General features: G+C 59.6%; 9 protein-coding genes. 3 read left to right on the forward strand and 6 right to left on the reverse strand.

Features of this window, described 5'->3' with window-relative positions:
- Window positions 1-82 precede the first annotated feature (82 nt).
- The 6 genes from QRN04_RS00905 to QRN04_RS00930 form a co-directional block, all read right to left on the reverse strand.
- Entirely contained in the window at window positions 83-2,020 is a 1,938-nt protein-coding gene (locus tag QRN04_RS00905) for an ABC transporter ATP-binding protein/permease (protein WP_284974261.1), read from the reverse strand.
- A complete protein-coding gene (locus tag QRN04_RS00910) occupies window positions 2,017-3,210 on the reverse strand; it encodes a peptidoglycan-binding domain-containing protein (protein WP_284974262.1) in 1,194 nt (397 codons plus the stop codon). Before QRN04_RS00910 ends, QRN04_RS00905 begins: the two co-directional genes overlap by 4 nt.
- A gap of 6 nt (window positions 3,211-3,216) precedes the next feature.
- On the reverse strand, window positions 3,217-4,002 hold the full coding sequence (locus QRN04_RS00915) for a hypothetical protein (RefSeq protein WP_284974263.1): 786 nt from the start codon (window positions 4,000-4,002) through the stop codon (window positions 3,217-3,219).
- Between the two features lie 46 nt (window positions 4,003-4,048).
- On the reverse strand, window positions 4,049-4,435 hold the full coding sequence (locus tag QRN04_RS00920; RefSeq protein WP_284974264.1) for a peptidase inhibitor family I36 protein: 387 nt from the start codon (window positions 4,433-4,435) through the stop codon (window positions 4,049-4,051).
- A 303-nt stretch (window positions 4,436-4,738) separates the two neighbouring features.
- On the reverse strand, window positions 4,739-5,146 hold the full coding sequence (locus QRN04_RS00925) for an SRPBCC family protein (RefSeq protein WP_284974265.1): 408 nt from the start codon (window positions 5,144-5,146) through the stop codon (window positions 4,739-4,741).
- Entirely contained in the window at window positions 5,139-5,471 is a 333-nt protein-coding gene (locus QRN04_RS00930) for an ArsR/SmtB family transcription factor (protein ID WP_284974266.1), read from the reverse strand. Before QRN04_RS00930 ends, QRN04_RS00925 begins: the two co-directional genes overlap by 8 nt.
- Window positions 5,472-5,939: 468 nt before the next feature.
- Between QRN04_RS00930 and QRN04_RS00935 the strand changes: the two genes are divergently transcribed.
- From QRN04_RS00935 to QRN04_RS00945, 3 genes are all read left to right on the forward strand, one after another.
- Complete coding sequence (locus QRN04_RS00935; protein WP_284974267.1) at window positions 5,940-9,095, forward strand: DEAD/DEAH box helicase; 3,156 nt, start codon at window positions 5,940-5,942, stop codon at window positions 9,093-9,095.
- Between the two features lie 463 nt (window positions 9,096-9,558).
- Window positions 9,559-12,513 carry an McrB family protein gene (locus QRN04_RS00940; RefSeq protein ID WP_284974268.1) on the forward strand — a complete coding sequence of 985 codons (2,955 nt, stop codon included), beginning with the start codon at window positions 9,559-9,561 and terminating at the stop codon, window positions 12,511-12,513.
- Entirely contained in the window at window positions 12,513-13,745 is a 1,233-nt protein-coding gene (locus tag QRN04_RS00945) for an McrC family protein (RefSeq protein WP_284974269.1), read from the forward strand. The genes QRN04_RS00940 and QRN04_RS00945 overlap by 1 nt, the downstream gene beginning before the upstream one ends.
- The last annotated feature ends 136 nt before the right edge of the window (window positions 13,746-13,881 follow it).

The following is a 13,881-nucleotide window of genomic DNA, read 5'->3' on the forward strand; positions in this document are numbered from 1 at the left end:
GCGGCGTGGTGCCTACCGAGGGTCAACGGTCCTCACTCCAAACTACCGGGACCGGCCTGCGGGCGGTAACCGGGCACCCGGGCTAGGTTCTGAGGATCATCGCTGGATCAGCACGGGCCGCGACGATTGCCGGGTACACGGCTGAGATCGCTCCAGTCAGCACCCCCACCGCAATTCCGAGGGCCGGCATGGTGGGGGTGATCACCGGGGTCCATCGGTTGGCGGCCGCTATGGCTACCACCGCGCTGGTGCCAAGGACGCTGCCCGCAAGGCCGCCTGCCGAGCCGATGATGATCCCTTCGACAAGAAACATTCGTGCAATGGACCATCTGCTGGCACCGAGCGCTCGTCTCAGCGCAACCTCACCGGATCTCGCCTGAACTGACAAGTACATGGCGGTGGCGGCCGTCAGCGAGGCCAGGATGAGGAGAACGCCTGACACGAGGCCAACCATCACCCCGAGCTCAGTCCCAATACCTGTCTTGAGGTTCCTCAGGTCCGCGACAGTCTGAACGTTGATGGCACCCGGATTGTTCGGACTCAGGGCTAGCGGAATGGCTTCGCTCAGGGGCGCTGGAAAGCCAGGCTTCGTCCTTGCCACATAGGTGGGCTGCAGGTTCTTGATGCCGGACGCGGCCGGCGGGTTCAGGAAAACCTTGTCCTCGGCGGAGGCATCCCGTGGGCTGTTCTCGACGACGGCGACGACGGGTACAGCGTTCCCTGCTACCCAGATAACCACGCCCGGGGCAGCCCGCTGGATGCCAATCGTCGCGGCTGCCTTCGCCCCGATCACAGCGGCTGGCATCTCCGGGAACGCCGCCAAATTGTTCAGTGCCGTGTGAGGGGTCATGTCGCCGTCGAGAAGCTCCAGCCGGTTCGCGTCGGCAAGCTCGATGGGCCCGTTGAAGTACGCCGTGGAAGGAAATGAGCGGGTTATGGGAGCATCGGCCGGCGCGATGATGGAGGTCAGCCCTACACGCTCGACGCCGGCCAGCGCACCCACGGCCGTGTACGTCGCTTGCTGCTCGGCATCGGTAGGCACCGTGCCGGTCGGAAGCCGGTTGTCCGTGAACCTCAGCTCGTCCAGCGCCGCGAGATCGAGGCGTTCTGCTACCTGCCTGGATGTGGTTTGGGTGAGTCCAGTCGCCGCCACCAGCCCGCCCACGCCCAGAAGAAATGCCATCAACAGCAACGCAGTCCGCAGCGGCCGGGAAGAGAGCGAATTGAGGCCATCAGCCATCGATTCAAGCGTCCGCAAGAGGACCGACCCGCGCTTGCCCGGCCTTACGCCTAGGTCGGTTTGCGGCCGTAAGCCTGCTGCCGGCGTCGTCGAGGCTTCTTCGCTGAGTATCCCGTCCGCCAACGTAAGACGACGGTCGGCGGCCGCAGCGACCTTGTCGTCATGGGTGATGACGACGACGGCGACCCCGCGGCCTGCCATCTCGCGGAGGTCATTGATGACCAGCGACGTGTTTCGTGAATCCAGGTTGCCGGTGGGCTCATCGGCGAGCAAAATCTGCGGCCCGGGTGCCATGGCCCGGGCAATGGCCAGCCTCTGACGTTCACCACCAGAGAGAAGGCTCGCTTGGACCGGCGCCCGGCCGGAAAGACCAAACTGCCGCAACACGGAATCCACCGTGGCAGATCGCTGCGCCAGCGGAACGCCTTGGATCCTTAGTCCGAGGGCGGCGTTCATCCCGGCAGGCTCATGCGGCAGCACGTAGGAGTTCTGGAAAACGAAGCCGATGGTCCCTGACCGTAACTCGTTCCTTTCACGTTCGGTCAAGGTCCCAACTGACCGGCCGGCTATCTCGAAGGTGCCGCCCGTAGCTTTGTCCAAGAGCCCCAAGACGTTGAGAAGAGTGCTTTTACCTGAACCGGAGGGGCCCACAATGGCGATGAACTCCCCGGCACGCACCGTGAAGCTGGCCTCTTTCAGGGCCACGGTGGGAACCGCGCCACCGAAGACGCGCTGCAAGCGTTCTGCCCTCATGACGACGGCGGCCTCCACCGTCGTCACGGTACGCGGACCTGCTGCCCAACCGACAACGGGATACTCGATTCAACAGCCGCCCAGCCGGAGGACTGCGTGGTGACTGAGATGTCGACCCGCTGGAAGGTCGGTGCTTGCGAGCGGGTGCTGGAGCTTGATGTCGGGCGCGTGCCGGGGCTCGATGCCGGCTGTTCGATGTCGATGAAAGATCCCGCGCCATCGTGTTGGATCGCAATCAACGGAACTGCAAGCCTCGGCTGCGGGTCTGTGGTGCCCTGCACGTTGACCAATTTGTCGGGTACCAACCAGGCCGATCCCTCGGGCGGAACGGAGATAGTGATGTCCTTTCCGGGTCCTTCCCCGGACGCTCCGGCCTTGTCCGTGAAAGCTCCGACAGACAACACGGTGCTCTCTACAGACTGATCGCCCACTGACAGCCGGACTTTGCCCCCTGCCGAGAGGCTATCGGCGTCAACCACGGTGGCACGCGCCGTCACCACATCCGGCGTCGTTTGTAGTACTAACAGCGGAACTGTGCCGGTGACCAGGGTTGCAAGCCCGGCTGAACTGGCCACTACGCCTCGGTCGCCGGGGATCTGGGCAAACTCCTGCGCGCGAAATATCGGCTTGTCGGGAGCTGTGAGGCCGTCCCCGCTGTAGATCCGCTTGACGGCGTCGCGGGAAGCCGCGTCAAACTTCCCCGTCGCCGTGACGGCGGCGAAGCCCATAGCCTGCAAGGCTTTCTGTAGTTGGACCACGTCATCCCCGGAATCGCCGACGTCGAGATCCCGATAGAAGGGGACATCGTCCGGGAGGAGGAAAACGGGTCGTCCGCCAACGGAGCCGAGGAAGGACCCGGGTGCGACTTCCGTTCCTGGCGCCGGTCCGGGCTTGGTGACCACCTGCCTGGCGGCGCCGGGAACAGCAGGTGGGCTGATGGCTGTGGTCTGTCCGCGAACCACGGTTCCTTTGAGTGCCAGTTGCCTGTCGACGACTTTCATCGACAGCGGGAAAGTAACGGGAACGGACTTTTGCGCGTTGTCCACTGCCACGTCGCTGGGAGCTTTGACCAGTGTTCCAGCCCAAAAAGCCGCCGCCAGGAGCATCAAACCAGTGAGAAGGAAGGCCCAAATCCTCAACGGATGCAGGATGCGCCGCGCTCGCAGGGGGAGTTCGGTGGTTTCATGGCTCGGGGCGCCTGTGGAGTGCGTCGACAAAGCTGCCTAACCGCCGTCGAAGGCAGTGACGGTTTGGGTGGCTTCGCTGAGCGTTTGGTCAACTTTCTTCCGCTCGGCCAACAAACCGGCTTCGTTTTCCTTGATCAGCGTCTCTTGGTAGGAGGCCTCGATGTCAGCCATTTGTTGGACGAAGTTCAGGTCTACTTTGCATTGCACGTCCGCGACCGCCACGCGGATGGCCGTTTCTTTGTCACCGTGTGCCTCGACCGGACTCCAGGGATCGCTCCCGTCGAACGTTCCGCCGTGCGCTTGGACGCACGATTTCCACTGCTCAATGAGCCCCTTGGTCTGAGGATCCTTCGCCGCGGCGACCTTCGCTTTCCCGGCAAGTTGGACGGTGAGTGCGTTGCGGTCGGCTCCGTAGCTTGTTGAGGGAAACGCTTTGCTCAGGCAGGAGTCCCACTGGTGGTTGAACTCGGGTGTTTTCGTTTCGAGCTCCGGGACGCCAAGGTTCTCTTCCGCGCGGCCGTACCCGAATTGCTCGGCACTTGCCATCAGCCAGATTCCGTAGGGGCGCTCAGCTGCTGAGGTCCTGTCCTTGAAAGTGGCCATGAGATCGATCGGCTGGCCGTTCTGGGACATGCACTGTTGGATCCTGATGCTTCCGGCCCGCTCGATCAGGTTCAACTCCTGCGTGGAGACTGAGTATTTGTCGAGCGGGTATTCGATGGATTCGATGTCCGACCGCAAAAGGGCGCTGGCTTTGGTTGGCGTGATGGTGGCATCGGGTTGGGCCGAACCAAGGCCGCACCCCGTGAGCAAGGTTGCCACGAGGGCGGCTATAGCGAGAAAGTGGCGACGCTGCATGTTCTCTGAGCTAGATGGACAAGCTCGAGATGATGTCCGAGTACGTGTAGGGCCAGTGGCCGGGCACGCCGTAGTCGGTGAGGTACCCGACGTCCTCGCCCGGTGCCAGTTGCAGCCACGTGCCGGCCCAGTTCGCGTCCGCGTACAGAGTGGAGACCCTGGATGACCGGCTGTCCACGGAACTCGCCTGATCGTTCATGGCAGAGCCGACGTAATTCACAGAGCCGCTGTAGCTCACCTTGAAGCCGTTGTAATTCGTGTCCTGCCACAGGCATAGTGCGTATTGGCAGTCATAGGCGGCGTGTGCGGGCGCGCTGGTCAGTGCGATACCCGAAGCTGCCAAGAGCAACGTCGCTGTACTGGCCGCGGCGCCGCGAATGCTGGATTTCTTGTTCATTTGGATCCCCCTCATTAGGGCCGCTCCGAGCTGCCCAGACAATGTTCACTTGTCGAAACACCCCGAGAGCTCTGCCCAACAAGGCGCTGCCACAAACATCGGCGGCCCAGGCGGTGTGCCGACACCTATGCTGCCGCGCGCAACAGGGCTTAGGTGGTGAAATGACTCGTCTAGGTGGCGGTTTCGGCCAAATTTAGGTGGAAGAAACGGAAATCACGACGCCGAAAGTGGTCACGTAGGTGGTGGGGGAACCAGGGTGTCCACGAGCACCGCGGTGTTGACGGGCACCGTGGTGTCGACGAGTCAGCCGACGTTGACCAGAACTTGGTCGATACGGGCGATGAGGCCGGGCCAGCCGTTGCCCATGCCATGGAGGGCCTGCTGTCCCATGGGGGTGTCCAAGCGGAAGCCGGCGTGCTCGAAGTGAAGGGTGGTGCCGCCGTCGACCGTTTCAAGCGTCCACGTGATGGTGGTGTCCAGGACGCCTTCGGCGAAGGCGAAGCTGATGGACGTGCCGAGCTCGACGGCGAGGACCTCGCATTGCTGGACGCCCCAGCCTCCCATGTCCAAGGTGAAGCGGTGCCCGACGACGGGTGCGATGTCTCCGGGGGTCCACCAGCGGGCGAGGAGTTGCGGCGTCGTCAGGGCCGCCCATACTGACTCTTTGGGGTGCGGGAAAGTGCGTTCGAGGCGGATGGCGTTTTCAGTCATGGGGGTTTTCCTTGTTCTGTGGGTCGGTGTCTAGTAGATCGGCTAGGGCGTCGAGGCGCCGGTTCCAGTACTGCTCGTAGTGCTTGAGCCAGCCGCTTACCTCTTGCAGACCAGCGGGCTGGAGGTGGTAGATCCTGTGCCGCCCCTTCCGCTCCTCGCGGATCAGGCCCGCCTCTTTCAGGACCGTCAGGTGTTCCGAGGCGGAGGAGCGGCTGAGCTCGAGGCGTCCCGTGAGGTCCCCAGCGCTCAGCGGCCCTTGGAGGAGGCTGTCGAGGATGGTGCGCCGCGAAGGGTTCGCGAGGGCGCCGAAGACGTCGGAAGGCATGCGTTGATGATATGTCGGAAAAATCCGAAATGACAAGTTTGGGGTGGGTCGCTGGCACCTACATGGGGTTGGTCGCCACTCATTTGTGGTGCTTTCGCCACCTAGATTCCTTGGTTTCACCACCTAGGCGAGCCACTTCTGCCCCTAGACGGCACCACGCGGGGCAGGCTAGCCGGCGTGTCGGCTGAACTTGGCGAAACGTAAGGAATAGCAGTTGAAAAAGGTTCCACCTCGGTTGCAGGTTGTAATGTTCTTCGCGATGGCCATCATCTTCGCAACCTGGCAGCCGTTTGTTTGGTGGCGAGGCGTTGGAGGAGCAATTCTGCTGGCCTGCGGCTTTTACGGCTGGTATCTGCGGAGGCAGAACAAACGGAATGATGCCAGCGGGTAATTCTCGTGGAATTGAGGTTTGGTTCCGCGCTGAGCGTCCAATTGCTCACTGTCAGTCATACCCAATACCCTGGCGCTGTGAACACATTCGATGGGGGACCGGGCCGGGCAGCGCTACCTGAAGGGCTTTACGAACTTCTGCAAACGGCCGATCTTGAGTCCAGGCTGGCTCTGGTGCCGGAACTCAACGCTACGGTCGCCGCCGTCGAACATGATGATGCTCCGGACGTGCTGTCCCGCCATGTCGCGGAAGTCGTCAGGGCTGCATTATCCGTGGCTAAACCGGACGAACGCGTCGCTCTTGTCAACAGGCTGTTGTCCCAGATCCAATCTGACAACGAAGTCACGCCAGGGCCGAGTCAACTTCTCTCGCTGCACAGAGCGGATTCCTTGAAACGTCGCCAACTTAGGCGGCCCACAACCAAACTGAGTGATTCAGCGTTGCTCACCAACGGCAAGGACGACCCCAACCTTGCAGCTGAGCTGCGAAGCGAGATTGAATCCGCCAATACCGTTGACCTTCTTTGCGCTTTTGTGCGTTGGACGGGCCTCCGGCTGCTCGAGCCGGCCCTTGAGCAGTTGAATCAACGTGGTGTGAAGTTCAGGGTCATCACCACCACCTATATGGGTGCCACGGAGCGCCGGGCTATCGATGAACTCGTCCGGCGATACGGCGCTGAGGTGAAGATCAGCTACGAGACTCTGGCTACCAGGCTCCACGCCAAAGCTTGGCTTTTTCGCCGTGAAACGGGCTTCGATACTGCATATGTAGGCAGCTCGAATCTGAGTCAAGCTGCCCTGCTGGATGGCCTTGAGTGGAACGTTCGCCTGAGCTCCATTGCCACGCCGGAACTACTCAAGAAATTCGAGGTCACGTTCGATAGCTATTGGGAGCAACGCGCATTTCAAAGCTATGACCCGGACAGAGACGGCGAGAAGCTCGACGCTGCTTTGGAGCGTAATGGTGGAAAGCGTACGGCGGCGCCCAACGCTCTCACCGGGCTTGAAGTCGTACCGTTTCTCCACCAGGAAGAAATGCTCGAAGACCTTGAAGCGGAGAGATCGAAGGGCTTCAACAAGAACCTTCTCGTGGCGGCGACCGGCACGGGAAAAACCGTCATAGCGGCGCTCGATTACAAGCGGCTTTGCGAAGCAGCTGGGAGGCCCCTGTCCTTGCTGTTCGTGGCTCATAGGCAGGAGATCCTGAAGCAATCTCTCCGCACGTACAGAAACGTGCTCCAGGATGGGGCTTTTGGTGAACTGTACGTCGGGGACCACAAGCCTCAGCAATGGACGCACCTCTTCGCTTCAGTGCAGTCTCTGGCCTCCCTCGGGGTCGAAAAATTCGAGGCTAGCCAGTTCGCTGTCGTCGTCATCGATGAGTTCCACCACGCGCTGGCGCCTACCTATCGGCAACTGCTTCAGCACTTGCAACCTCAGCAACTTCTCGGTCTAACCGCAACGCCGGAACGCGGCGACGGCGGAAACGTTGCCCAGGAGTTCTTCGACGGGCGGACTGCCAGCGAACTCCGTCTTTGGGACGCACTGGACGCCGATCTCCTGGTCCCATTCCACTACTTCGGGGTCTCGGATGACGTGGATTTGAGTCGGGTGGAGTGGAAACGTGGCAATTACGACACCGCTCAACTTGACCAGCTGTATACGGGCAACGATGCGCGTGCTGCAAAGGTGATCCGCGAGCTTCGAGACAAGGTGGTCGGTACCGACCACATGCGCGCCATTGGCTTCTGTGTCTCGGTTCAGCACGCGCACTACATGTCGAGGGTGTTTAACGACGCCGGCATCGCCTCAGTTGCGGTCGACGGCGGCACCGGCGAGGCTGCACGGGCGGACGCTTTGACCAAGCTGCGCAACAGAGAAATCAACTGTATTTTCGCCGTGGACATCTTCAACGAGGGCCTGGATATTCCGGAAGTGGACACTATCCTCATGTTGAGGCCGACCCAGAGCGCCACGATCTTCTTGCAGCAGTTGGGTCGCGGCCTTCGCCGTGCAGACGACAAAGCTGTACTCACGGTGCTGGACTTTATTGGACAACAGCGCCGTGAGTTCCGCTTTGATCTTCGCTACAGAGCACTTACGGGCTACGGACGAAAGCAACTCGAAAAGGCCGTTGAGGAGGAATTCCCATACCTCCCGTCGGGCTCACAAATCGTGCTGGACCGCGTGGCACAGAAGGTCGTTCTGGACAACGTCAAAGCCCAGCTTCGTTATAACCGCAGTCAATTGACCAAAGACATTGCCTCGTATGGAAAAACCGAGCTTGCTGAGTACCTGGAGGAATCGGGTAACGACGTCAAGACTATCTACCGCTCCACCCGGGACTCCTGGACGGGCTACCTTCGCCAAGCCCAACTCATTGATGGATTCTCCGGTCTCGAATCAGTACTCAAGGGCATCCACTACGACCGTTCTGAGGCTGAGGAGAAGAAGCTCCTCGGACGGATGGCCGCCCTCATCCACGTCGACGATCCGGAACGCGCTGAGGCATATTCCATGCTCGTTTCCGCGGACGCGCCCCGCTACGCAGAGCTGCGCCCGCGAGAGCAGACCTTCGCAAGGATGCTCTTCTACACACTTTGGGACGACGGCGGCGGTTTCACGACCTACGACGACGGCCTGGATCACCTTCGCGCGTACGGGTTCGTGTGCAGTGAAATCAGACAAATCGTGCGCCTGGGCGTGGCGGCGTCCAAGCACGCCGCCAAGGGTCTCGGCGCTGGGCTGCAGCACATCCCGTTGCTGTCGCACGCAACGTATCGACGCGAAGAAGTTCTCGCTGCGCTTCAGTACGGGTCGCTGGAACAAGGCCGGAACGTGCAGCACCGCGAGGGAGTGGCGTGGTGCAAGGCGACGGCAACAGATGCCTTCTTCGTCACCTTGAATAAGGATGATCGCAAGCACTCTGCGACGACGATGTACAAGGACTATGCGATCAGCCCCGAGTTGTTTCACTGGGAATCGCAAAACGCGACTTCGACAATGAGCCCAACGGGCAAGCGGTACTTGGATAGGAAGGCTAACGGATCGCAGATCCTGCTTTTCACCAGGGATACTGCGGACGATGAAACAGGCTTGACGGTTCCGTACACATGCCTTGGGCAGGTTGATTACGTTGAACACAAGGGCGAGAAGCCGATCGCCATTACGTGGCGGCTGCATCGGCCGATGCCGGCTGACGTCTTTTCTGGAGCGGCAGCTGTGGCGCGCTAACGTTCTTCACCTCTACCGTTTGGTCGCGGATCAGGCGAGGCAAGCGGGCCTACATGTTCTAGGCAGGCTCCCGCCCTCTGAACTTTTTTGATCGAAGTCAGCGGGTGGTTTTCCATTGCGAGTTGTTGTGCTGCCCGCGCGAGTGCCATGGGAAGTGCTCTGGGAGTGACTATTGCGAGTTCCAAGTCCGCTCGTGTTTGTGATGTGTGCAGTCTGCCAACGGAGCCTGACCTCGCCACCAGCGTCGTTGTGAGGTGCGGGTTGAGCAGCCGCATTGGCGACGCTCCTGTGTCGTCTGCGGATTCGCGCATATGTCGTGCTAGATATGTAGGTAATGCAAGATTCCGGTCTGTTGGGGACCCAGGTCCACCCTCACAACATGTCGGCTGAACAGAAAATGGGGTTGCTGGATGTCCCGCTGTGTGGAGTTCGAATCTTTGGAGAAGTCTAGGGCGGATGCAGCGTGACCGATCCCCAGTGGCATCAGTTCATGGAGTTCGCTGCCCTATTCTCGAAGACGGTCGACTTGGACGCTGACGAGTACAGCTACAAGCTCACTGTGTCCGAAAGGCTCAGGAGGACCAGAGAAATTTTCTTACAGCGGGATCCGGAATGGTTCGAAGTGCTTCGGCGGGACATCTCGTCATCCGGATTGATGAATCAGTACTTCATGATGCGGCTGGTTGACCTAGGTCGGACTAAGCCAGGTGACCTGTGGCAAGTGATCGCATTGCTCTGGGAAGGCGATTTGGATACCCGGCGCATCGATGAATTCACACTTGCTCTTCGCCCATATAACCAAGAGCAGTTCTCCGTCGGCGGCATCATAGGTTTCGCTTCGCTGCTGCTGATGGGGCGGGATCCATACACCTTCCCGCCCTACAGGGCACAAGCAGTCAAAAGGTTTCTGAAACTGGTTGGGTGGGATGATCGAGGTGCCAACGGAGATCCTGCTCGCCGGTACGAACTTCTACTGGAAGCGCTCGACGAGATCCTCCGGCTGGCACCTGAATACGGAATCCAGCTCCGGGACCGGCTAGACGCGCAGGGATTGATGTGGACGGTAATGAATGTAGATCCCACTGACGAGTGGGCTGCCCCTGACCGCCACGGGTTCCGGGTATGGCGGGGCGACAAAGTTGACAAGGAGTCGATTCCAAGCGAGCGTCCCTTCGGCCCATTCCCGCCAACTGAAAAGGCCGCTAGAGCCATCATCGATGCTGGTTTGCTCCAGCTACCTTCGCCGTTTGGTGGTGGAGCGCCCACATGGACAGTGGAAAACGCCGAAGAGATCATCCGACGGGTTATTGATGCCCCTGACATCGGTGAGGGCAAATTTCTTGACAAGCTGGAGCATCAACTGAGCGGTGCAGCTGACGGTGTAATTCGGCTCGCAGCAGAACTGGTTGCACTGCAAACGCTGCCTCTCTCGAACTTGACAGGCTCTACCCGCCGGGCACGAGTGAACCGAGTGTTGTCATGGCTTGAAACTGAAGCAGTCGTGCCTGACGAGATTGACGAAGGACTCAGTTCCACCGGAGCTTTTCACGGAGGAACAGGCTTCAACATGTATCAGTGGAAGCATCTGGGGTGGCTCGCACGTTTGGTGATTACGATTCGGGAAAGGGTAGCGGAGCCCCTTGGGCTGTTGGTTGACCCCGAGCAATTTCTGCGGACTACGCAATTAGTAAGGGAAGACGTTCAGGCGATTCGGTACGCAGTCGAATACTTGGCATGGCCGTCATACAGCGAACCTATCGTCAGTCGCGGGCACCGCGTTCGAATACGCAAGGCATTCGCCCACGTAATTGGTGGCGAGAGCGGACATTCAGACCTCGAAATTGCCCGGGACCTAATGCATATTCAGGCTGCCATGGCGGAGCGTGACGGGCATCGGATCGAATGGTATGACGAGCCATACAGGTTTGAGTGGCTCGGACATGCACTGCAAGGTCAGCGGGCCTGGCTTGTGCGTCAGAATCAAGGGGGCGTGGCGATGGCGAGCAGGTGGCGAGCGGACGAGTTCGTGTCCACTCGCGCCCAGCATTTGGGGACGCCGAGTCCGGGTTCCAGCTATGAGGAAGTTCAAGCGGCCGTACACGACGGCTATCAGCACATCGACTACTCCGAGCGTAGGGTCCGAGCATTGGAGTATTTTCGTTTTCTGAGTCAGATGAAGGTGGACGACTTTGTTCTGACGGCATTCGAAAGCAACCTTTACCTAGGCGTCATCATCGGCGAAGCGGAATACGCCGACGACGAGACGTCCCGTTTGCGGCGCCAGGTTGCCTGGCGAAAGGAACCCATCGCGAATGATGACCTTCCGGCTCCTCTGCCGCGGCTGTTGGAGGAGCAAGGTATTGTGGTCGACCTGACCGATGGTCTCTCAACAATTACTGCATGGTTCGAAGCCGAACCGGTCGCGGGCAGCACCAAATCGGAGCGGACGGCATCGCAACCTGCCGTCGTACCCAAACTGCCAGAGGCAACCACCGATCTCGCGACCAAGCTGTATGTTCAACGCGACGATATCCAAGAAGTTATTCGCCTGCTTCAGACAAGGCAGCAAATCGTGTTTTACGGACCTCCCGGTACCGGAAAGACATACTTGGCAGGCAAAATCGCACGTTACCTGGCAGGTGATGAACACGGAGACCATGTCAAGACGGTGCAGTTCCATCCGTCGTACGCTTATGAGGATTTTTTCGAGGGGTACCGTCCAGTAAAGTCCGACGGTGACAATGTCGGCTTTAGTCTGGAACCTGGCCCTTTACGGCGAATCGCCGCCGAGGCGTCGCTTGACGGGAATCGCGACAAGCCCTATTTCCTGATCATCGACGAAATGAACCGTGGCAACCTAGCGAAGATCTTTGGGGAGCTGTACTTCCTTTTGGAATACCGCGACCAAGGCATCAACCTGCAGTACAACCCGCAGCAGACATTCGTCTTGCCTCCGAATCTGTTTATCATCGGCACGATGAATACTTCTGATCGGTCCATTGCCATGGTGGACGCTGCCATTCGCCGCCGGTTTGCATTCGTGGAACTACATCCCCAGGAGGGCATGATCTCTGGAATGCTTGAGCGGTTCTTGGAGACGTCCGGCAAACCGGCCCTACGAGCTGAACTGTTGAATGCGTTGAACGGCGAAATCGAGGCGACGAACCGGGATTTGATGATCGGTCCCTCGTACTTCATGAAGCCCCACGCCGAGTCGGATCAAGGTCTGGCCGAGATTTGGAAGTATGAGCTGCTGCCATTGCTTGAGGAGCAGTACTTCGGGCGGCTGAGTCGGGAAAAGATCCGGGAACGATTTGGTCTTGAGGCAATCCGGCGCAAGGCGCGTCTGGACTCCGGACGTACCTCTGACGTGCCGCATCCGCCTAAGTCGGAATTTGGCGACGAAGCTGCCGTCTGATGCCGGCCGAGATCGTTCTCGATGAGTTGCAGGGCTATTCGGAGCCAGTCGAGCTGGACCGTGAGGTGGCTGCCGCGCTGCGGGATACCGGCTTAGTTTCCGTTGTGCCTGCGCAAGGGGGTGGCTGGTCCCTATTGCCCGTCGGGAGGGTTGGGGCAGTTCAGATCGACGACTTGTTGGTTCGCGTGAAGCCCAAGGAAAAGGTGGGTCTGAGCAGGCTGCTATTTCTACTGGGTTATGCAGCTGACCCAGGCTTTCGTCCAGACAATGTAATCGGGGCTGAGGACGAGGATCTCTTTGCTGCTTTGGCTGAATCGCTCGCGAGGCACGCAGAGCGGGCACTGGAACGTGGGCCGTTGAATGGTTACGTGTCCGTGGAAGAGGCGCTACGGACGGTCAAGGGCCGAATCCGCGTCGGTGACCAGATGAGCCGGCGCCCCGGACTGCTCCTGCCCCTCGAAGTTTCATACGATGATCACACGTCTGATGTTGTCGAGAACCAGATTCTCCGGGCTGCGATTCGGACGATGATGCGGGTCCCTCGGTTGCCTGAGGCCCTCGTGGGACGACTCGCTCACGTGGAGTCGAGGCTTGAGGGTGTTTCTGCTTTGAACCAAGGGGCCGTGTTGCCGGCCTGGACCGAATCCAGAACCAACAGCCACTATGTGCCGGCACTGAGGTTGTCTGAGATCATTCTGCGCAGCCTGTCCGCCGAGTCTGGAGTGGGCCATCGCATGGTCGCCTCCTTCGTCGTGAATATGGCCACGGTGTTTGAGGACTTTGTAGCCACTGCTTTGAAGGAGGCGCTGGATGCTTATCCAGGGCTAACAGAGTGGCAATATGAAGCATACTTGGATAAAGCGGAACCTGGTTTTCGGACAAATGAGCGGGTGCAGATGTTTGTGGACGTCGTCCACTTCGTCAGCGGCCGGCCGTACATGATCTTCGATGCAAAGTACAAGGCAGCGTCCGCAAACGGCGCTTATCCCAACGCTGATCAGTACCAGATGCTTGCGTACTGTACAGCCCTAGGGGTGTCGCGTGCCTGGTTGGTGTATGCGGGGCGCGGGGAAACGCGCTTTCGCCGGATTCGGAATACGGGGGTGTCCGTGGTGGAGTTTCCGCTAGATCTTTCGCGGGATCCGGAATCGCTTTTAGAGCGAGTGAAGGAGCTCGCGCAGCGCTCCTATACGACGGCATTTCCAAGTAGTTTGCCAGGTGCTAACCGCTGAATTGTTGATCTGCGTGATTCTTCCTGCCGAATTTAATTCTGTCTGAAACCTTACGATTTTCGGGTACCTAACCTTGCGACGCCTCCCTGCGTAAGCTGTAATTTCTTGGCGTCGTGAGCTTTCGACATGCGCGGGT

It is taken from the genome of Arthrobacter sp. efr-133-TYG-104 (genome assembly GCF_030208915.1).
In the GTDB taxonomy this organism is placed as follows: domain Bacteria; phylum Actinomycetota; class Actinomycetes; order Actinomycetales; family Micrococcaceae; genus Arthrobacter.

Excerpts from the sequence above, each read along its gene's own strand:
- QRN04_RS00920 (WP_284974264.1), bottom strand. The coding sequence starts at position 4,435 with ATGAACAAGAAATCCAGCATTCGCGGCGCCGCGGCCAGTACAGCGACG.
- QRN04_RS00930 (WP_284974266.1), bottom strand. The coding sequence starts at position 5,471 with ATGCCTTCCGACGTCTTCGGCGCCCTCGCGAACCCTTCGCGGCGCACC.
- QRN04_RS00925 (WP_284974265.1), bottom strand. The coding sequence starts at position 5,146 with ATGACTGAAAACGCCATCCGCCTCGAACGCACTTTCCCGCACCCCAAA.
- QRN04_RS00945 (WP_284974269.1), top strand. The coding sequence starts at position 12,513 with ATGCCGGCCGAGATCGTTCTCGATGAGTTGCAGGGCTATTCGGAGCCA.